This is a genomic window from Sinorhizobium sp. 6-70 (assembly GCF_030124375.1).
Taxonomy (GTDB): Bacteria; Pseudomonadota; Alphaproteobacteria; order Rhizobiales; family Rhizobiaceae; genus Sinorhizobium.
This window is the reverse complement of record NZ_JASKLS010000027.1, coordinates 1-20,755: the sequence shown is the minus strand read 5'-3', so window position 1 is coordinate 20,755 and position 20,755 is coordinate 1. Positions and strand designations below refer to the sequence as shown.

Genomic DNA, 20,755 nt, shown 5'->3' with positions numbered 1-20,755 from the left:
AAACGTCCTTCTGTCGGCTCAAAGGCGTCTCGGCATACGACCGTATAACTTGTTCGGACTCGACAGACGAAGGACCCTTGGAGGCCGCCTTGAGCGACTCTTGTCGCCTGCAAGGCAACCTCCAGATCGGAGAACCTTCATGCGCACGAACCCGACGAACACAAGACCCAGAGACGCGGGCCCGGCGGACACAAGGAAGGGCCGAGTAAGTTACCTGGCGGTAAAGAACCGTGGCTCGATAGTGCTGGTCGTTCGTGACGGCAATCTGTTGACCTTGCCTCGGGCAACAGCCAATGCGGGCGAGATTGCACGCGCGCAATCAGCCCCACAACGACGCGAACACCCTCGTCTGGACCCGATGCGTTACATTCTCCGCATGCGGCATGCCTCGAGACCGGTCAGTCGGGGCGTGGCTGCGCTTGGTGTCATTACTCTCCTCGGAGCGATGTACATCTACGGATTCCGGATTCTTCGAAGCTGGCTGGTGTTTTAGACGGCATCTATCTTGTCGGCGCAGCCCACTGTTTCCGTCTCGATCGATACCTCGATCGCCGCATCGACCTGCCCCGCACCTGATCTTCGCAGGCTACAGTACTACACATAAGTTTAGGTTACGCTCCAAGGCTCCTGGCTCTATGCCGCGCACCAGCGCTCTCGGGTCGCGGCGACGGCCTGAGATGAATAGGCTTGCCCGTCGGGACCTGACCACCCTTCGATTGGGCGGAGCATGCTCATTTGACAAGTGATGTCGGAGAAAATCATGGCACCGAAATTCGGCAGGGATAAAGATCTGCACGCCTATCGCGATATGCTGCTGATCCGCCGCTTCGAGGAGAAGGCCGGGCAGCTCTATGGCATGACGCTCATCCGCGGCTTCTGCCACCTCTACATCGGTCAGGAAGCCGTTGTCGTCGGCATGCAGATGGCGACGAAAGAGGGCGACCAGGTGATCACCGGATACCGGGACCACGGCCATATGCTCGCCTGCGGCATGCATCCGAACGGTGTCATGGCCGAGTTGACGGGGCGCCGCGGCGGCCTGTCGAAGGGCAAGGGCGGCTCCATGCACATGTTCTCGAAGGAGAAGCACTTCTATGGAGGCCATGGCATCGTTGGCGCCCAGGTGTCGCTCGGCACCGGTATCGCGTTTGCAAACCGCTACAGGGACAACGGCAATGTCTGCCTGACCTATTTCGGCGAGGGTGCGGCCAACCAGGGCCAGGTCTACGAGAGCTTCAACATGGCCGCCCTGTGGAAGCTGCCCGTCGTCTATGTGATCGAGAACAACCGCTATGCCATGGGCACGGAGATGAGCCGCGCCTCGGCCCAGACCGATTACTCGAAACGCGGTGCATCCTTCGGCATTCCCGGCGAGCAGGTGGACGGCATGGACGTCCGTGCCGTCTACGCCGCCGGGCAAAAGGCCATCGATCATGCCCGCAGCGGCAAAGGCCCCTACATTCTCGAGATGCATACCTACCGCTACCGCGGGCACTCGATGTCCGATCCGGCGAAGTATCGTTCGAAGGATGAGGTGACCCGGGTTCGCGAGGAGCATGATCCCATCGACCTGGTCGGCCGCCGGCTGCTGAAGGACTGGAAACTCTCTGAAGACAAGCTGAAGGCGATGGACGGCGAGGTGCGCGACATCGTCAACAAGGCGACCGATTTTGCCACGCATGATCCCGAGCCCGATCCGTCCGAGCTCTACACGGAAATCCTGCTCCCGGCACACTGAACCTCAGTCTCAGGCTGGGTTCATCGTTTCAGCGGACGATCGTCACGGGGCAGGCGAATGTCCCGTGTCCGCATCCGTTTCATGAGACGAGATGGCGTTGTGCCGGATGACATCCGAGCGCTCGTCAGCCGGCTAAGGAGCCAGCCCAAACCATCATGACGAGCCGGCATTTGGTCTCCGCAGCTTCCGGCGGGGGCCGGGCGGGCCGGGCGGTTACCTATACTGTTGTATCACTAGTCGCGGCAGCCGTTGGCAACCAAGGTGGGGCGCATTGGGCGCAACCCAGCGCCCAAAAAGAAGTCAGGAAAGTCCGGCAATGCTGTCGCAATTGACGAAGGGCGAGCGCCAGGGGGCGTTGACCATTCTGCTTGCCATGTCGCTGTTGGGGGTCGCGATTGCGGCTGGGGGGCGAGGCGATCCGATCGCAACGCACGGTTTCCTCATCGTGATCCTGTCGCTTGGCATGGCCGTTCCGGTCATGCGTCATCTCTTCGACCCGGAGCCTTCGAGCGCGCGACTGCGCAGCTATTACGACGATCCCAGCAAGGCCGGCATCGTACTGACCATGGCATGGGCCGCATTCGCCCTTTTCATAGGCGATTGGGTGGCATGGCTGCTGGTCAATCCGAACCTGACATTCGATGGGGCGTGGGCGAGCTTCGGGCGCCTCCGCCCGGTCCATACCACCGGGGTGATCTTCGGGTTCGGCGGCAACGGACTGATTGCGACGTCCTTCTACGTCATGCAACGCACCAGCCGTGCTAGGCTCGCGGATCAGTTCAGCCCCTGGTTCGTTCTGATCGGCTACAACCTTTTCTGCGTCCTCGCCGTCACCGGCTACATGCTCGGCATCACGCAGTCCAAGGAGTATGCCGAACCGGAATGGTATGCCGATCTATGGCTGCTCGTCGTGTGGGTGGTTTATTTCATCCTGTACCTGCGCACCCTGTCGCGCCGCCAGGAACCACATATCTACGTGGCCAACTGGTACTACATGGCGTTCATCGTCGTTGTCGCGATGCTGCACATCGTCAATAACCTGGCGGTGCCGGTCTCTCTCGTCGGCGCCAAGAGCCATTCGCTTTTCTCGGGGGTTCAGGATGCGCTGACCGAATGGTGGTACGGTCACAACGCCGTCGCCTTCTTCCTGACGTCAGGCTTCCTGGGGATGATGTACTACTATCTCCCCGTTCGCGCGGGGCGGCCGATCTTCTCCTACAGGATGTCCATCATCAGCTTCTGGGGCATCACCTTCATGTACATGTGGGTCGGCTCGCACCACCTGCATTACACCGCGCTGCCGCAATGGGTTCAAACGCTCGGAATGACCTTCTCGCTGGTTCTTCTGGTCCCCTCGTGGGGCTCGGCCGCGAACGCGCTGCTGACGCTCAACGGCGCCTGGCACCGCGTGCGCGACGACGCGACCTTGCGGTTCATGATGGTCGCGGCTGTGTTCTACGGGCTGACGACCTTCGAGGGATCCTTCATGGCGATCCGCCCGGTCAACTCGCTTTCGCATTACACGGACTGGACTGTCGGTCACGTCCATGCGGGCGCGCTCGGCTGGGTGGCGATGATTACCTTCGGTGCGATTTACGCGTCGGTCCCCTGGCTGTGGAAGCGGGAACGCATGTATTCGCCGGCGCTGGTCGAACTGCACTTCTGGCTCGCGCTGGCCGGCACGTTGACCTACGTCTTCGCCATGTGGAATTCGGGCGTCATCCAGGGGCTGATGTGGCGCACCTACACCGAGAACGGCAACCTCGCCTATTCCTTCATCGACTCGCTGGTGGCGATGCGACCCTATTACATCGCCCGTGCGATCGGAGGCCTTCTCTTCCTGCTGGGCGCGCTGGCCGGCTGCCTGAATATCTATCTCACGATACGCCACGCACCGCTGGCGAGTGACGCCGAAGGAAGCCAGTCGAAGCCTCTCTACGGCCAGCCGGCCGGTGGATCGCTGCAACCTGCGGAGTAAGCCCCTTGTTCAAACTCCACTACAAGCTGGAGCGACGCGCCATCGGCCTCACGCTCGCGATTATCGGAGCGGCCAGCATCGGCGGGATCGTCGAAATCGCGCCGCTTTTCACGATCGCCGAGACGGTCGAAGCCGCGCCCGACATGCGCGTCTATACGCCGCTGGAGCTTGCGGGCCGCAACATATACATGCGCGAGGGCTGCTATGCCTGCCACTCGCAGATGATCCGCACGCTGAAGGACGACGTCGATCGCTACGGCCACTACAGCTTGGCGGTCGAGTCGAAATACGATCATCCCATGCTCTGGGGCTCGAAACGCACCGGTCCCGACATCGCCCGTCTCGGCGGCAAATATTCCGACGAATGGCATGTCCGCCACCTGATCAACCCGCGCGATGTCGTACCCGTCTCGATCATGCCTGCCTACGGCTGGCTGATGGAAAGGACGCTGAGGATGGACGATCTTTCGAGTCAGCTCGCGGCGCAACGCGCGGTCGGCGTCCCTTATACCGGAGAAATGATCGCCAATGCCGCCGCGGACGCGTACGGCCAGGCAAACCCGGACAGTAACGCCGCAGCGGCAGTTGCCGAGCGTTACGGAGAGGCGACGAACGTCCGCACGTTCGACGGTGACGCGCAACGCCTGACAGAGATGGACGCGCTCGTCGCCTATCTTCAGATCCTGGGCAACCTCATCGACGTCAATCAGAAGACCGCGGCCGCGGAGACGGAGTGACCGTGCCTATCTCGCACGAAACAATGGTCTGGATCGCCAAGACATTTGGCCTTCTCTATCTTATCGCCCTGTCGATCATTGTCCTTGGCTACGCCTACTGGCCCTCCAAAAGGAAAGAGTTCGAAGAAGCCCCAGTCACCATTCTCAACAAGGAAGACCGGCCGTGGCAATAGAGGAACGTGATCCGCTGACGGGTCATAAGACGACAGGGCACGAGTGGAACGGCATCAAGGAACTGAACACGCCGGTCCCGCGCGCCGTTTACTTCTTCCTGATCGTCACCACGATTTTCTCGCTGATCTATTGGATATTCATGCCGGCCGTGCCGCTCGGCTACACCTACACCAAGGGCATCCTCGGCTACGACGAGCGCGACGTCGTTCGCCGGAAGCTCGAGCGCGCAGCGCTCGAGCAGGGGCCCTGGCGTGCGGCGATAGAAAAGCAGGGCTTCGACGCGATCGAGGCGGATGCTGCCCTGATGCAGAAGCTGCGCGAGGCGGGCCATGCGCTCTTCGGCGGCAATTGCGCCGTTTGCCATGGGATCGACGCCAGGGGCAATGCCGGCTTCCCCAATCTCGCAGCCGGGGTGCTGAACTGGGGCGACTCGCCGGAGGCAATCCAGGAAACAATCCGCGTGGGCATCAACTCCCCGCATCCAGACACCAGAACCGCTCAGATGCCGGCCTTCGGCAAGGATGACATGCTGCCACGCGCAGATATCAAGGCGGTGATCGCCTATCTGCGGGACATCGGCAAGAGCGGTTCGGATCACGCTGCGATGACCCAAACGAAAGGGTTGGAGATTTTTCAGAACAATTGCGCCGCCTGCCATGGTGACGATGCCCGCGGCCAGGTCGCTCTCGGCGCACCGAACCTGACGGATGCGAGCTGGCTCTATGGCGGCGATCTTCAGACGATCCATGACACGGTCTGGCACGGGCGGCAGGGGCGCATGCCGAGCTGGGAGAACAGACTGGGGGCCGTGGACATCAAAATACTGGCCGCCTACCTGCACGATCTCAGAAAGGAACGATGATGAGCGACACTTCGAGAGGGCGTGTCGGCCGCACGAGCCTGGCGCTCGGGATCGCCTTCGGCGTCGCGTTCGTCGCGACTGCCAATGCGCATCTCGTTTACGTCGCCGTCACGTCCCAGCCGGACTGCGTCCCTCATCGGCGCGTGGGAGAGGCCTCGACGCAAGCGACATTTGCCGCGGCGCAATCCGAGTGCCGCAACGCATCTGAAACCGACCGCGAGTGATGACCATGACCGACATCCCCAATGTCGTACCTGCGGAGCCACGCGAGAAAATCTGGCAACGAAATCTGCCAGCGAGCGCAGCCTTCGACTGGCTGCGCGCGGGAATGCGGGATTTTCTGGCGGGCATGCATCAGGGCCTCGCCTATGGACTTCTGGTTTATGTCGTCATGGCAGGCAGCGTCTGGCTCCTGTTCGCGACCGGAAAGGACTACATACTGCTGCCGGTTCTGGCGGGGTTCATGGTCGTCGGCCCGATCTTCGCGATGGGGCTCTATGAGAAGAGCAGACGCCTTTCGACAGGCGCACGCGTGACCTTTGCCGATATGATTTTCGTCCGCCCCGCCGCCGGCTACCAGGTCGTGTTCACCGGCGCCCTCCTTTGCCTGCTGATGGTCGTCTGGCTTCGCGCGGCCGTTATCGTCTATGCCCTGTTCTTCGGGCTGCTGCCGTTTCCCGGCCTCGGGAACATCGTGACGATGCTCTTCCTCACACCGATCGGATGGGCGATGCTGGTGGTCGGCAGCGCCATCGGCGGGCTTTTCGCGTCGTTTTCATTCGCGATCGGCGCGATCTCGCTTCCCATGCTTCTGCAGGAGCGCTCCGACGCACTCACCGCCATGGGCACGAGCATGGCGCTCGTTTGGAACAATCTTAACGTGATGCTCATCTGGGCGGGCATCGTGCTTGCCTTGTTCGTGCTCTCGGTCGCGACCGGCTTCATCGGCCTGATCGTCATCTTTCCTGTCCTCGGTCACGGGACCTGGCATTGCTATCGCGCACTGCGGCCCTCCGCCTGAGGTCGCCCCGCATGGAGATCGTCAATGCATCCGAGGTGATGAGAGCGGATCGCGGCACCGAAGATGGGGGCAGCGAGCTTCTTTTGCTGAGCCGCCGGCAGTCCAAGTCAGGCTTCAGGACCGAACTCGTCGTTCCGTCGATGCATTGCGGCGGATGCATGCGCAAGGTCGAGACATCGCTTGCCAGGCTGCCGGGCGTCACGAGCGCACGCGCCAACCTGTCGACGAAGCGCGTTGTCGTCGAATGGAGCCAGCAAGGCGAAGCGCCGGCATTGGTGGAGGCGCTCGATGCGATAGGCTTTCCCGCCCACGCGGCGGAAATACCGGAGGAGGAGCATGACGAAGAGTTCAGCGCCATGCTGCGTGCGCTTGCGGTCGCGGCCTTCGCATCGAGCAACATCATGCTGCTGTCCTTCGCCGTCTGGTTCGGCGCCGATCCGCAGACCCGGCAGCTCTTCCATCTGATCTCCGGCGTGATCGCGCTGCCGACCGTCCTTTATTCGGGGCAGGTGTTTTTCCGCTCTGCGTGGACCGCGCTCAGGCACGGACGCACCAACATGGACGTGCCGATTTCCATCGGCGTGACACTGACCTTCGTTCTGAGCGTCTACGAAACCGCCGTCCATGGCGCTCATGCCTATTTCGACGCGGCCGTTTCGCTGCTGTTCTTCCTGCTGATCGGCCGGACGTTCGACCATATGATGCGAGCGCGCGCCCGCAGCGCCGTGTCTGGCATCGCCCGGCTCGGATCCCGGGGCGGCTATGTCATCGAAGCCGACGGGCGACGGCGCTATTGTCCCCTGGCCGAGATCCTCCCCGGCATGCGCCTGCCGCTCGCGGCGGGCCAGCGCGTTCCCGTCGACGCGACGATCGTTGCCGGTGCCTCCGAGATCGATTGCTCGCTCACGAGCGGCGAGAGCATACCCGTCCCCGCCGGCATCGGGCACGAGCTTCAGGCCGGAACGCTCAATCTTGCCGCTCCCATCGAAATAGTCGCGCTCCGCCGGTCGGATGAATCGTTCCTGGCAGAAATGACCCGAATGATGGAGGCGGCGGAATCAGGTCGCAGCGGGTACAGGCGGATCGCCGACCGTGCATCCTCTCTCTATGCGCCCGTCGTCCATGCCGCAGCCTTCGTAACGTTTCTCGGATGGCTGGCGGCGGGAGCCGGCCTTCACCACGCGGCAACGACCGGCATTGCAGTGCTCATCGTCACATGCCCCTGCGCGCTCGGCCTTGCCGTGCCGATGGTGCAGGTCGTCGCCGCCGGACGGCTGTTCCGCGGTGGCATCCTGATCAAGGACGGCGGCGCGCTGGAGCGCCTATCGGAGATCGACACCGTGGTCTTCGACAAGACGGGTACCTTGACCCGAGGCCAACCCGAACTTCTGCCGCAGGTCGATGAGGACGACCGCGATGCCATGGCGCTTGCCGCCGGAATTGCCCGCCATTCCACGCATCCCTACTCCCGCGCCATCGCGGCCGCGTGTCCCGATGCTGCGGCCGTCTCCGCGGCACTCGTCGGCGAAGTGCCCGGCTCCGGCGTCGAGGCCAGGCTCGGCGGGGTCCTCTACAGGCTCGGCCGCCCGGAATGGGCCGCTCCCCATGTCGTCGTCCCGGAGGGCGCCAGCGTCGTCTTCAGCCGGGACGGAGCACTGGTCAGGACATTTCGTTTCGAGGACCGGCTGCGGAGCGACGCCGAGGATTGTGTCAGGCGGCTCAAGGCAGAGGGGCTGCAGGTGGAGATGCTGTCGGGCGATCGACAGAAGGCGGTTGCCGAGATCGCGGAACAGTTGGACATTCCGTTCGTCGCCGAAGCGACGCCGGCGGGCAAGGTCGGGCGGCTCGACGCGCTCCGTAGCGAGGGCCGCCAGGTTCTGATGGTCGGCGATGGGCTGAACGACGCGGCGGCACTGGCGGCAGCGCATGTCTCCTTCGCGCCGGCCTCCGCCTCCGACATCGGCCGGACCGCCGCAGATCTGATCTTCATGCATGAAAGCCTGTTGGCCGTCGCCCGCGCCCATCGGATTTCCCGCGACAGCGCAGCTCTCGCCCGGCAGAATTTCGCGCTGTCGATTGCCTATAATCTGCTTGCCGTGCCGGTCGCCGTATTGGGCTTCCTGACGCCGCTTCTCGCATCCGTCGCCATGTCGTCCTCCTCCGTGATCGTCGTCGCGAATGCGCTGCGTCTCAACCGCGGAAGATATGAGAAGGTCGGGCTCGATGGGTGATGCGATGTTTCTTGTCCCGCTTGCGGTCCTGATGAGCGGCGGGGCGCTCGCCGCGTTCATCTGGAACCTGTCGAAGGGCCAGTACGAGGACCTTGCGGGCGCGGCCGAACGCGTTCTCTATGATGACCGGGAACGCCCAGGCGAGGCTCACGAGGCGTCTCCGGATCAATCGTGATCGGATAAGGCCTTCTGTGGCGGATCTCCTCCCATTGCATATCTCCTTAGATCATTTCACTGTTTTATTGAAACAGTGAAATGATCTAAATCTTTGAAACTACGCAATTCCGGACGGAAAACCGTTACACACCTTTCCTGGAATTGCTCTAAATCGCAGCCGATCCAAAACATGCGGCGATTCAAAGTGCTACAGCGTGCCTTGCGCATCTGATAAGACGCGCGGCTGTAGACGGCGGAACCCCTCCGTCGCTTTCGCCTGTTACCATTGACATCGGAGGTAATGATCATTACCACTGAAGGTGGTGCACCATCAGGAGAGGTCAAGAGCTGTGGCTGCAGCAACATCTGGGCGGTTGAAAAGTCGGCGGCAAGCACTTCTTCAAGCGGCTGCCGAGGTCTTTTTCGAGCAAGGTTACGCGGCGACGAGCATCGACGCGATCATCGAACGCGCCGGCGGATCGAAGCGCAACATCTACAATGAGTTCGGTAACAAGGAGGGCCTGTTCTCCGCCATCGTCGCCGAAAGCGCGGATAGGCTGCTGTCGACCCTGGTCATCGAGGAAATCGAAGGGCACGATCTGGAGGAGACGCTTACGGCGTTTGGCCAGCGTCTCATGGGTCTTTACATGTCGCCAACCCTGATCGGCATTTACCGAATTGCCATCACCGAGGCCAACCGTTTCCCCGATCTCGTCAAGGCGTTCTATGAACAAGGGCCGGGCCGGGCGACCTCCCGGCTCGCCGAAGTCCTTGAATTCGCCAGGGAGCGGGGAGAAATTCGCGCCGACGACTGCCTGCGCCTGGCCGGGCACTTTGTCGGTATGATCCGCGACAATCTTCTTCAGGTCATTTTTGCGCTCCGCCCGCCGCCGTCGGACGAAGAGGCGCAGGAGGTGGTTGCTTCCGCCGTCAAGGTCTTCCTCAATGGAGTCCGGCCGCGGTAGAGCGTCTATTCTCCGCCTTGAGAAACCGGTGCCGTCGTCGCGTCGACCGGCAGCGTGAAGATAAACGTCGCTCCATTCGGTTCGTTGTTCTCCGCCCATAATTGCCCGCCATGAGACTCGACGATCGAACGGCAGATCGCGAGTCCCATGCCCATGCCGTGACCCTTCGTCGTAAAGAAGGCCTCGAATATCCTGTCGGGAAATTCGATGCCTGGCCCGCGGTCACTGATCTCGGTCTGGACCACTTCCCCCAACCGCCGAACGCGCATCCGAAGGACCGGGTCGCTGGCAGCGGACTCCATTGCCTCCAGGCCATTGCGAGCGAGATTGATCAGGACCTGCTGAAGCTGGACGCGATCGACTGTGACGGGCGGAAGGTCGCTCTCGACCTCGACATCCATGCGGACGCGCCGGCGCGCCGCCTCCTCGGCCATGAGGTCCCGCGCCTCCAGGACAAGGCTGCCGAGCGCCATCGGATCCCTCGTCCCCACAGATTGCCTGAACAGGGCGCGGACGCGGCTCACGACGTCGGCGGCGGCGTTTGCGGCACGCGTGATGCGCTCGACGGTCTTTTGCGCCCGCTCGATGTTCGGCGGTTCCGTCGTAAGCCACCGCTGGCAGACGTTCGAGGAGGTGATCACAGCGGTCAACGGCTGGCTGACCTCGTGCGCGATGGAAGCGGAGAGTTCGGCAAGGCTCGCCGCCTGGCTCGCACGCGCGAGATTTTCCTGGGCGAGACGCAATTCCTCCTGTGCGCGCACCCCGTCGTCAACGTCGAGAGAAACGCCGTACCATTGCACGATCTTCCCGTCTTGATCGCGCTGAGGCTCGCACCTGCCCTCCATCCAGCGATAGGCTCCGTCTTTCCCACGCCGGCGGTACCGCATCACGAAGGACTTGCCGGTCTTGATGCAGTTCGCAGCCGTACGCTGCACCTCAAGAGCGTCCTCGGGATGAACCAGCTCCTGCGCCACTCTCACAAAATCCTCCGCGTTCGCCTCGGAGAGGCCGAGGTGGTTCAGATATCGCTTGCTGACGTAGGCCAGCTCTCCTTCGGGCGTCCAGCTCCAGATGTGAACCGGCAAGGCGTCGATCAGTTGCTGAAGCTTCCGTTCGCTTCGGCGCAACGCTTCTTCGGCGTGCATCTGATCGTCTATGTCGTGGCAAAGACCGTACCACTGGACGATGCGCCCGTCCTCACCGCGCATCGGCTCCGCGCGGCTCGACATCCAGCGATAGACACCGTCAGCGCGGCGCAGACGATACCGCATGGAGAAGCACCTGCCGGTAACGAGGCAGCGACGGAGCGCGTCCGCCATGCAGGCTGCGTCGTCTGGATGAACGATCGCCTCTACGAGCGCGTCCAATCGGCTCATGCCCGGTTTGTCCGTGTCCCCCACGCATAAGCCGAGAAAGTCCACCATCTGTTTGTTGAAGAAGCTCGGCTCGCCGCCGGGCGTCAATCGCCAGAGATGGCCCGGAACCATGTCGATCAGTTGCGAGAGCTCGCGCTCCCGGTCGCGCAACGCCTCCCTGGTTTGTCTGTAGACGTCGATGTCGATCGATGTTCCGCACCATTTCTTGTCGGGTTGCGCCACGGCGACCTCCGGTAATTGGCGTTACCGTTAGCACCTACGGTAATGCTAGTTACCGGTCAAGAGGGCAGAACGCCACGGGGAAGGAGGATCTTGCCAGAAGCTGAAACAGAAGTTCATTAGCGACCAGAGACCAGGGACCTCTGCCAAAACGACTGAACATTACAATATGTTCATGAAATAGGCGGCGAAATCAGATGTTTTATCAATCGCAGGCGCGAGTAGAATCCGGCAAAAATTTGGCCGCAAAGCAACACTAAACTTAAATTATTGTTAACGTGATTTACACTTCCACTCACTATATAAAGATTATCGAGGCTGGATACTGCCGGCGATCAACGTGATCGCGACGCGACAGTGTGAGACGGCCCCGCGGAAGCTCATAGCTTCCAATGATCAAGGAGACGCAAAATGCGCTCACTTATCACGACATCAGCGATCGCAGCTCTTGCCCTGTCACTCGTCGCAGGTAATGCCTTCGCGGCCGGCCAGCACCATGGCTCGGCACCTTCGAGCGGTCCCGAAAACGGCGACTATTACCAGGGCGTATTTCCCGACGACGGGGCGATGACTCCTCCGGCGCCGGCTGTCCAAACGACAATACCCGCTGCGTCCGTACGGGAGCCGCGGCTCGCCAATATCCTCCATGAGCTTCGCTCGGCCGATCGGCGCATCAAGTCGGAGCGCTCCGAAGGCAAGCTGAGTTCCGTGGCCTTCAACAGGCTGCATCGCGAGGAACGGAACATCAGGGCCGAAGCCACGGGAGTCGCAGCCACGCATCACGGCATGATACCGACCCGGTCCTATGCGCGATTGCAGCAAGATGTGCGCTGGCTTGACAGAAACATCGCCCGATCGGCTTGATCTCAGGCTACTTAGCGCTATCGCCGGACCGTTTCCTCGGAAACGGTCCGGCGTCATGCGGCAGTACCACTCAAGCCGCGATCGTCAGCGCCTCGATGCCATGACGTTGCATGGCTGAACCGATCCGGGCGAAATCCGGCTGCGACTGAGGTTCGCTGGTGCCGATGTCGCGGAAGAAAGCGATCATGGAAGATTCGAGCAGGACGAGCATTCGCGCCGTGCGGCCGCTGTCGTTCGAGTAGTTGTGCGGCGTCATCGAGCCGATATGGATCGCGGTGCGGGGTCCTGCAACTGTTACTTCCGGCGGACCGTCGGCCGCAAAGCGGCGAACCGTGACCTCGCCTTCCGTCACGTAGAACATTTCCGTCGAAGCGTGGGTATGGGGCGGAGTACCGGAGCCCGGTGGGATCTCGACCTCGATCAGTTCGAGGCCCGAGCCCGCGATGCCGCCAAGGAACCGGATGCGGTCGGCAACGACCCAGAGGGTCTCGCCGCCTTCAGGGGCAGTGACGTTAAACTTCATCGCTTGTCTCCTTTGGTTGCGATGCGACGTCCGCGGATGCGTCGCCGGATGTGACCGCGGACAGGATCACTTCAAGCGCCCAGGATGCGACCTCGCCGGCCTGAGCGCCGGTAAGACCGCCATAGTCCTTCAGGACCTCCCATGCGGAGGCCGAGAAAAGCAGGTGCGCCAGTGCCTCGACCTTCCAGGCTTCGGATGCCGGAAGGGAAGCAATGGCCGGAGCCAGTGAACGCGCGAAATGCACGCGGCGGGCCGCAACCGTACCGATCCGCATCTCGCGACCGGCCTTGGAATGCAGCGAGGCGCGGATCGCCGGTTCATGCAAATCGAACCGCGGAAAGGCCCGTCGTGGCCCATCGACGACTTCCTTCACCGTCGACGGCGTCGCAGAAGTGCCAATTCGGGCGTTAAGCCAGGGCCAGAAGGCGGCGAGCATTTCGTCCTTGGTCGCGAAATGACGAAAGATCGTCCTGCGCTGCACTCCGGCCTTTTGCGCAATCGCTTCTGTCGAGACCTCGTCCGCGGCGCCCGCCGAGTCTATCAGCTCGAACAGCGCGGTCAGGATTGCCTCCCGCGTTTCACGCGCCTTTTCTGCGCGCAAGGGGCTGTTGTAGGCGCGGACGTTCGTCATGCAATTTGCTCCAAATTTCGAGACACATTCTGTGACATGAAATCGAAGCGCCGTCAATTGGCGTCACTAAATGTGACGCCAAATACATAAGGAGCGCACGTGTGTTCCGCCGGCGCCCGTGTCTCGAACACATTCTGCGATTTCGGGTCATTCGGCCCGAAATCAGAACCTGATCCGGGAGGATGAGGGTGTCGGGATCAGCGGCCGTGGTTGTGTTGCGGCTCCCCGCAGACGAGCGCCGGCCGGTCCGGTTCCGTCAGGCCAGCTTCTCGCTATTAACCGGCAGCATGAACTGAAAAACAGCGCCCCGTGGCGCATTCGCCGTCGCCCACAAGCGCCCGCCGTGGGCCTCGATAAGAGTTCGGCTGATCGCCAGTCCCATGCCCAAGCCTTGCGGCTTGGTCGTATAAAACGCATCGAAGAGTAGGTCCATGCGGTTCGGATCAAACCCCGGACCCGAATCCTGGACCGAGATCACCACGTGCTCCGATTTGTCCGTGGCCGAGCGAACCAACAGTTCGCGCCCATTCTTTTCGACGCTGTTCAAGGCCTCGATAGCATTCATCATCAGATTCAGAACCACTTGCTGCAATTGGATGCGGTCTGCCAGGATGATCGGCACATCACTCGAAAGCTGAGTCTCTAACGCCACACCGTTTTGCTGCATCTCGCCGCGCGCCAACGCAATGACTTCGTGTATCGTCTCATTGACGTCGAGCCAGTCCTTTTGCGGCGGCGCCTTATTGGCCAGGGCGCGTATGCGAGAAATGATTTCGCTGGCACGACGGCCTTCTGCGATCGCCCGCGAGGCGGAGCGCCGAGCTTCCTGCAGCCTGTGAGCATCGAGCCAGCGCAAGCACGCGCCGGCGCTATTGACGACGGCAGCCAGCGGCTGATTGACTTCGTGGGCAATCGAAGCGCTCATCTCTCCGAGTGTCGCCACGCGCGCAACATGGGCGAGCTCCGCCTGCGTCTGGCGCAGCGCTTCTTCCGTGCGCTTGCGCTCCGTCACGTCGCGCAGAATCCCGCTGAAGAACCGCTCATCTCCCGTCCCCACCTCGGCAAACGACACGTCCAGGTCAATCTCTCTTCCGTTCTTGTGCAGCCCGGGCAAGGACACGGCGCTCCACGAAATCCGTTTGTCCCCGGATTCCAGGTAACGGCGGATGGCTTCTTCGTGGCGGCGGCGCAGACGCTGAGGCATGAGCACCGTAATCTTCTGGCCGACTATTTCCGCCGGGGTATAGCCAAAGGCCTTCTCCACCGCCCCGTTGACGAACAGAATTTTGCTCGTCTGGTCTATCGCCAGTATTACGTCCGTGGCGGTCTCGGCGAGCGTGCGGTAACGCTCCTCGCTCTGGCCCAACGCTTGCTCCTGCTGCTTGCGCTGGGTGATGTCTCTGATGTAGGTGCGAAAGTGAACGGGCGCGCCGTTGACGTCCAATACAACCGAGGCATTCAGATAGACCCATACGTTGGCGCCGTCCTTTCGTATGTAGCGCTTCTCCAAATCAAACGATTTGAACTCGCCGCGAGCGAGCCGCGAGCATTGCGCCCACTCTGCTTCCACGTCATCCGGGTGGGTGAACTCGTGAAACCGGCGTCCCAGCAGTTCTTCTTCTGTGTAACCCAACAGCTTGCACAGAGTTGGTGGCACTTTGAGCCAGCGACCCTCCAGATCGGTATGAGTCGCCATCACCAGGGAGAATTGCTCGGTACGCGCCAAATTCTCCTGGCTCTCGCGCAATGCATTTTCGGCAAGCTTGCGTTCGGTCAAGTCGAGCACGAACGCAACACCCTCATTTCCACCCTCCTCAAACAGCGCGCCGCCGATCAGCAGAGGTACGCGGCTGCCGTCCTTCCGGAAGAATTCCTTCTCGAACGGCTGGAACTTCGCGACCGCCCGTAGCTCTGCCACGGCGTGTTCGTCTCGATCGCGCCATTCCGCCGGCGTCAGATCCCTCCAGCGCACACGGCCCGACAGAAGATCTTCGCGGCTGTGTCCCACCATGCGGAGAAATGCTTCATTGGCCTCGGTAATTCCGCCATCGAGGTTCCAGATGCAGACCCCCATGACGTTGGCGTCGACCAGGCGCCGGATCTTCGCTTCCCGTTGCTGGAGATCGCCGTAAAGACGGGTATTCTCGAGCGAGATCGCTGCCTGCAAGGCCACAAGTTTCAGCACGGCGATCCGGGCCGGAGTGAACACGTGGGGTATCAGATTGTTTTCAAGATAGAGCACGCCGACGAGTTTGGCCCGGTTGATCAACGGCAAGCAGAGAATGGAACGAGCATGATGCTGAACAATATACGCATCGGCCAAAAAAGGGTTCGCGGCTGAGGCATCGTCCAAAATCACGCTCTCCTGGGTGCGCACGACATAATGGACGACCGACTCCGGCAGAGCGGCCGCGGCCGCGCTCGCTTCTCGGGTCCCCACGACAATGGTGTTGCCTCTGGTGGTGGCCTCTGCCGCAATGCGCAACTCATCACCCCGCGGGAGAATCAAGAGACCCCGTTCAGCACCCGCGTGCTCGATCGAAGTCCGCATAAGCTTGTCGATCAGCTTCTCCAGGACGGTCTCGCCCCACACCGCTTGCGAGACTTTGACAACGGTGGCGAGATCCAGTTGCTCGACCGGCGTGCTGATCGTCGACGTGGCACTCGGGCGCACCGGCTCCCCGCGCAGATGCGGATGGAGCTGATCGAGCTGGCGTACCTTGGCGTCGGCACCCCAACGGAGGTAGCAATAGCGCGCGTTGCGCAGATAGGTATTGGCGATCGTCTCGAAGTCGCGTGTCGCGTAAAAGCGCGAGGCGAGTTCGTGAGCGATGCCCTCGTTCTGGAGAAACCTGTTTTCGCGTGCCGATCGGATAGCTTCTTCATACAAGCGCATCGCGTCCAGATCTCGCCCTTCCAGCCGCGCAATTTCGGCGCCGACCAACGCTGCACGGTTTGCAAAGTTTGCGGGGCAGTTCTCCGCCCACACCACGAGTTGCCTATGGTGGGCAAGGAGTAAGTCGAAATGCTGCGCCCGCTCCTCACTCATCGCAAAGTCGCAGGCGGCCGCGCGTGTGAGCGCGCCGTAGAAATGATAATCCGCGGCCTCCAGGAAGGATCGCGTCGACCAAAGCAAGGGAGCGGCGTTCGCTACAGCCTCCATGGCCCTTGAATAATCCTCAGCCAGAACGCACGCTTGCAGCTTGTGAATCCAATAGGTGCAGGTGCAAAGCGCCAGAGGTGGGTCTTCCTTTATGTGTCGCTCGTAGGAATCGTCACCGTATCCCGCATTGTCGGGAGAATCGAAATCCAGCAAGGGCCCGCGAAGAGCCCGGATCAGCATGAGCTGGCAAGTGAACCAATCCACGGCGAAACCAAATCGCGCCTTGCGAGCATATGCGAGACCCTGCTCTGCCTCACGTTCCACCTCGCCGAGATGTTCTCCCGAAACGACGAGATTCGTGATCAGGTTCTTGAAGCCAAAAACCGCATAGGTCAGATCACCGCTGGCGTTCGCCATATCGAAGCCGCGCCTTATCAGCGCGCGGCTGGCGACAAGGTCTTTCATCCACGGGACAGCGAAGGCTCCGAAGGAGGCGTAGACACGCGCCTCGAAAAGATCCAAGCCGCGATTCTGCACGAGATCGCAGGCAAGCTGGCCGAAGCGAAAAGCCGTCTGGTAGTCGCCGAACCGAAATCCCAACACCCGGTTGATGTGGGAATAGGCGTAGCACGAGGCATCACAGTTACCGTGCTCCAGGCTGAGCGTTGTCATGCGAAGGACGACGAGGTCGTACAGGTTGCTGTTGGTGAGCAGCGTTGGCGCGAACAGACCCGAGAGAACGTCCATCGTCGCACGCCAGCCGAGATCGCTCATCAACGGAAGATCGATGAGCTGTTCAATCGATCGGCCGTCGAGTAGCCGCCACATGCGCTCGAGTTCTACACGGACGACGTCTTCCGACGGTTGCGACGACCATTCGATACCGACATTGCGGAGATATTCCAAGCCGACCTCGATGGCGCGATCGGGGCGGTCGAGGGTCAGGTAAAGCGCCTGGCGCAAATGCGTGACCGCGGCTCTATCGACCACGGTTGCTGCACGCTCCACCAGGGCTGAGAGGCGTTCCTCTGCAGGGGCGAGTTCGCCGGTCAGGAATTGACATTCGGCCAGATGAAGTTCCAGATCGAACACCAGGCGATACTGCTGCTCCCAATAGTTATCGTCCAACAAAGCGCGACCGGCGGCGAAATAGGTCAGTGCCGACGCATAAGCCGTTGAAGTCCTCGCGCGCTTGCCTGCGCGCAGATTGAGGGCTGCGACCCGCAGTCGTTCTTCGTGCGATTGAATCAAGGCGGCGCCGCGATCGAGTTGATTGACGATCTCGAAGATCTTTGTGTCGATCTCGGCCGGCGTCGTCCGGGCGGCAAGTATCCTGCCAATCTGCAGGTGCACTGCTACCCGCTCATCCCTGGAGATCAGGGCATAGGCAGCTTCGTGAACACGGTCATGGAGGAAAACATAACCGCCCCCATGACGGGAGATAAGTCCCGTGCGCACGACCTCCCAGAGAGCCACGTGTATTTCGTCTTCAGACACCCCGAAAACCATACTCAATGTGGCGGTCTGTCCGCTATTTCCCAGGCAGGCGAGTTTTCCCAGGAAGTCCCGCGTTTTGCCCGGCAGACGCCTCAGCTTCGTGGCCATGAAATCGACCACGTTCTCGGTGAACCCCTTCGCCCGAACGCGTGCCATGTCCCATGTCCAAGCCCCTGTACCATGGTCAAATGCGAGCAGCGCCTCCTCGGCGAGAACCGTCAAGAACTGGATCGTGAAGAACGGATTCCCCCCGGTCTTTTCGTGCACCAGTTGCACGAGCGGTTGTGCGCCCACCGGGTCGCAGTGGAGCGCATCGCCGACAAGCTGACCCACATCGCCAGGCTTGAGAGGCTCGAGCACGATCTCCCGCACCCTCCCTCGGGCACTGCGGATCGCTCCAAGTGTCCGCACCAGCGCGTGTGTCGGGCCAACCTCGTTGTCCCTGTATGCGCCGACCAATAGAAGGTGGCGCACCTCTGGATGGGTACTGAGATGTTCGATCAAGTCGAGCGTCGCCCTATCCAGCCATTGCAGGTCGTCGAGGAACAAGGCGAGCGGATGTTCCGCTCGAGCGAACACGCCGAGGAATCGACGGAAGACTTGCTGGAATCGCGCTTGCGCTTCCTGCGGCGGCAGGTCGGCAACCGGCGGCTGTTCACCGACGATGAGCGAAAGCTCCGGAATGAGGTCAACGATGAGCGAGCCGTTCGCTCCCAGCGCCTCGAGCAACGCGGTGCGCCAGCGAGCGAGCTCGGCATCGTTCTTGCTGAGCAACTGGCGCACGAGACTCTGCAACGCCTGCGCCAAGGTCGCGTATGGGATATCGCGCTTGTACTGATCGAACTTGCCGGACGCAAAGAGACCGCGCGGCGGAACCAGCACTTTGTGGAGTTCATTGACGACCGAGGACTTGCCGATACCGGAATAGCCGGAGACGAGCACGAGTTCGGTTCTGCCCTGACTCACAACGCGATCGAATGCAGCAAGAAGAGCGTCGATCTCGGCCTCTCGGCCATACAACTTTTCGGAAATCAACAGCCGATCGGACACGTCTCGCGAACCCAACGGAAACGGGTCGACGCAGCGGTGCCCCTCCCATGTCTTCAGGCACTGTTCGAGATCGTATGCGACGCCGGCGGCGGTCTGGTAACGGTCCTCGGCGGTCTTGGCGAGGAGCTTCATCACGATCGCAGCGACCGGAGCCGGAATGCCGTTCGCGCGCTCCTCGGGCGGCATCGGCTGGCGGGCGATGTGGCAATGGATCAATTCCATCGGATCCGAAGCCGTGAACGGAAGCGCCCCGGTAAGCATCTCGTACAGCGTGACACCGAGCGAGTAGAGATCGCTGCGTGCATCGGTGGATCGGTTCATGCGGCCAGTCTGCTCGGGCGCCATATAGGCAAGCGTTCCCGCGATGATCTCGGGCGGTTCGGGCGCCCGACGTTCACGCGGCACGCGAGAAGCAATGCCGAAACCCAGCAGCCACAACTCGCGGCGGTCGATGTTGACCAGGACATTGGATGGCTTGACGTCTTTGTGAACCAGCCCACGGCTATGGAGGCGACCAAGCGCGGCAGCCAGGCCGATCGCGACGCGCAGGAACGGCGTCAGATCCCAAGGCTTCCCAACCATTCGGGCGAGCACTTCGCCACCCGGGTCCTCCGTCAGGAGAGCAGACCTTCCAGGTCGGCGTTCCAGCGCCACGGGTCGCGCCGCCCAGGCAGAATCCAACTCGTCCCGAAGCGCATAGGCGTGATGGAGCCGTGCCACCGTCTCCACGGTCGGCTGTGTCGACGCAGGCGTGCACACCAAAAGCGAAGAGCCTTCTTCGTCTGATATACGTCGGGACAGGACAAATTCCTGATCTTCCCAAAGCGTCTCGACGACGTATGCCGGCAGCTCTGTCACGATCTAGAACTCCAACAGCTGCGAATGACCATGATACGCTGCCCCTCTTTTTTTGCTGGCAGCCTGCAGCGCAGATTGGACGTTACGCCTCGGCTGTCCTTTGGGATAGCCCCAAGCCGCCCCCTTGATTCCAACAAGCGAGCGGCCGGCTTGATCGGATGTACGGGTTCGCTCGCATGCCGGGCGCAGAGCTTCATGCGCCCGATATTGAAGCGGCACTTTTTTGGGTGCGGCGAGTCCTGCGACAGCAGGCGCAGACGCGTGTCGGCTTCCATCACAATTGGCGACAGCGGCTGACCAACCCCGTGTACGATCGAGCGCACCACCTCACCACGCATGCACAGGGATGCTGCATGCGCGTGTAACCGCGCTTCCGTTCGCGCGGGATCCAGGAGAGCGTCCATCCGTAGAGCCACGGTATTCCTGATTGCCCCCCCATACCGAGCTTGCGTGACGAGACTTCGGCAGCAGAGTATTTGGTCGCGTCGCGAAATTCGATCACCTTGTGGGATTAATCGATCTATTCGCGCGTATAGGATGTCCTGACCGCGAATGGGGTTCGCGAAACAAACCGCCCCCGAAGCGGAAGCTCGGGGGCGGATCGATTGATATCGGCAGGGGTAGGATTTGCACTTCTTTGCGGCGCTGGGTGTGCCGGCGCCTTCTTGCGGGCTGCGGCCTGTTGCCTGTTTGTCGAATGGCCGCGTGGGGCCGCGGCTGGGCCAGCCGATGGGGGTCTGTCGGCGGCTGGCGGATGCAAAAAGCCCCCGCG

The 20,755-nt window shown here is 61.6% G+C and carries 14 protein-coding genes and 1 pseudogene; 11 read left to right on the top strand and 4 right to left on the bottom strand.

Going from position 1 to position 20,755, the window contains the following annotated elements; translation table 11 throughout:
* Nucleotides 1-760: 760 nt before the first annotated feature.
* The 10 genes from pdhA to QN222_RS29880 all read left to right on the top strand — a co-directional run bounded on the left by pdhA (nt 761) and on the right by QN222_RS29880 (nt 9,862).
* On the top strand, nt 761-1,738 hold the full coding sequence (gene pdhA, locus QN222_RS29925; protein WP_283963833.1) for a pyruvate dehydrogenase (acetyl-transferring) E1 component subunit alpha: 978 nt from the start codon (nt 761-763) through the stop codon (nt 1,736-1,738).
* A gap of 316 nt (nt 1,739-2,054) precedes the next feature.
* Nucleotides 2,055-3,716 (top strand): cytochrome-c oxidase, cbb3-type subunit I, encoded by a 1,662-nt coding sequence (ccoN, locus tag QN222_RS29920; RefSeq protein WP_283963832.1) that lies wholly within the window; start codon nt 2,055-2,057, stop codon nt 3,714-3,716.
* Between the two features lie 5 nt (nt 3,717-3,721).
* The gene (gene ccoO / locus QN222_RS29915; RefSeq protein WP_283963831.1) at nt 3,722-4,453 is read left to right on the top strand and encodes a cytochrome-c oxidase, cbb3-type subunit II; all 732 of its coding nucleotides are present in this window, start codon (nt 3,722-3,724) and stop codon (nt 4,451-4,453) included.
* Nucleotides 4,450-4,626: a cbb3-type cytochrome c oxidase subunit 3 gene (locus QN222_RS29910; protein ID WP_336621051.1), complete on the top strand. Its 177-nt coding sequence runs from the start codon at nt 4,450-4,452 to the stop codon at nt 4,624-4,626. The genes ccoO and QN222_RS29910 overlap by 4 nt, the downstream gene beginning before the upstream one ends.
* Nucleotides 4,617-5,489 carry a cytochrome-c oxidase, cbb3-type subunit III gene (ccoP, locus tag QN222_RS29905; protein ID WP_283963830.1) on the top strand — a complete coding sequence of 291 codons (873 nt, stop codon included), beginning with the start codon at nt 4,617-4,619 and terminating at the stop codon, nt 5,487-5,489. The genes QN222_RS29910 and ccoP overlap by 10 nt, the downstream gene beginning before the upstream one ends.
* Nucleotides 5,489-5,713: a hypothetical protein gene (locus QN222_RS29900; protein ID WP_283963829.1), complete on the top strand. Its 225-nt coding sequence runs from the start codon at nt 5,489-5,491 to the stop codon at nt 5,711-5,713. The genes ccoP and QN222_RS29900 overlap by 1 nt, the downstream gene beginning before the upstream one ends.
* A gap of 5 nt (nt 5,714-5,718) precedes the next feature.
* A complete protein-coding gene (locus QN222_RS29895) occupies nt 5,719-6,510 on the top strand; it encodes a DUF2189 domain-containing protein (protein ID WP_283963828.1) in 792 nt (263 codons plus the stop codon).
* Nucleotides 6,511-6,521: 11 nt separating this feature from the next.
* A complete protein-coding gene (locus QN222_RS29890) occupies nt 6,522-8,741 on the top strand; it encodes a heavy metal translocating P-type ATPase (protein WP_283963827.1) in 2,220 nt (739 codons plus the stop codon).
* Nucleotides 8,734-8,916 (top strand): cbb3-type cytochrome oxidase assembly protein CcoS, encoded by a 183-nt coding sequence (gene ccoS / locus QN222_RS29885; RefSeq protein ID WP_283963826.1) that lies wholly within the window; start codon nt 8,734-8,736, stop codon nt 8,914-8,916. Before QN222_RS29890 ends, ccoS begins: the two co-directional genes overlap by 8 nt.
* A gap of 331 nt (nt 8,917-9,247) precedes the next feature.
* Nucleotides 9,248-9,862, top strand: a complete 615-nt coding sequence (locus QN222_RS29880; RefSeq protein ID WP_283963825.1) for a TetR/AcrR family transcriptional regulator — start codon at nt 9,248-9,250, stop codon at nt 9,860-9,862.
* Nucleotides 9,863-9,867: 5 nt separating this feature from the next.
* On the opposite strand, the pseudogene QN222_RS29875 reads toward QN222_RS29880, so the two are convergent.
* Nucleotides 9,868-11,427: pseudogene (locus QN222_RS29875) on the bottom strand (PAS domain-containing protein); the annotation flags it as partial.
* 441 nt (nt 11,428-11,868) lie between these two features.
* Here QN222_RS29875 and QN222_RS29870 point away from each other — a divergent pair.
* Entirely contained in the window at nt 11,869-12,321 is a 453-nt protein-coding gene (locus QN222_RS29870; RefSeq protein WP_283963824.1) for a hypothetical protein, read from the top strand.
* A 70-nt stretch (nt 12,322-12,391) separates the two neighbouring features.
* Here the strand turns inward: QN222_RS29870 and QN222_RS29865 are convergent, their stop codons facing one another.
* The 3 genes from QN222_RS29865 to QN222_RS29855 all read right to left on the bottom strand — a co-directional run bounded on the left by QN222_RS29865 (nt 12,392) and on the right by QN222_RS29855 (nt 19,983).
* On the bottom strand, nt 12,392-12,844 hold the full coding sequence (locus QN222_RS29865) for a cupin domain-containing protein (RefSeq protein ID WP_283963823.1): 453 nt from the start codon (nt 12,842-12,844) through the stop codon (nt 12,392-12,394).
* Entirely contained in the window at nt 12,834-13,475 is a 642-nt protein-coding gene (locus QN222_RS29860; protein ID WP_283963822.1) for a helix-turn-helix domain-containing protein, read from the bottom strand. The genes QN222_RS29865 and QN222_RS29860 overlap by 11 nt, the downstream gene beginning before the upstream one ends.
* Nucleotides 13,476-13,731: 256 nt before the next feature.
* Nucleotides 13,732-19,983 carry a PAS domain S-box protein gene (locus tag QN222_RS29855; protein WP_283963821.1) on the bottom strand — a complete coding sequence of 2,084 codons (6,252 nt, stop codon included), beginning with the start codon at nt 19,981-19,983 and terminating at the stop codon, nt 13,732-13,734.
* Nucleotides 19,984-20,755: the final 772 nt, after the last annotated feature.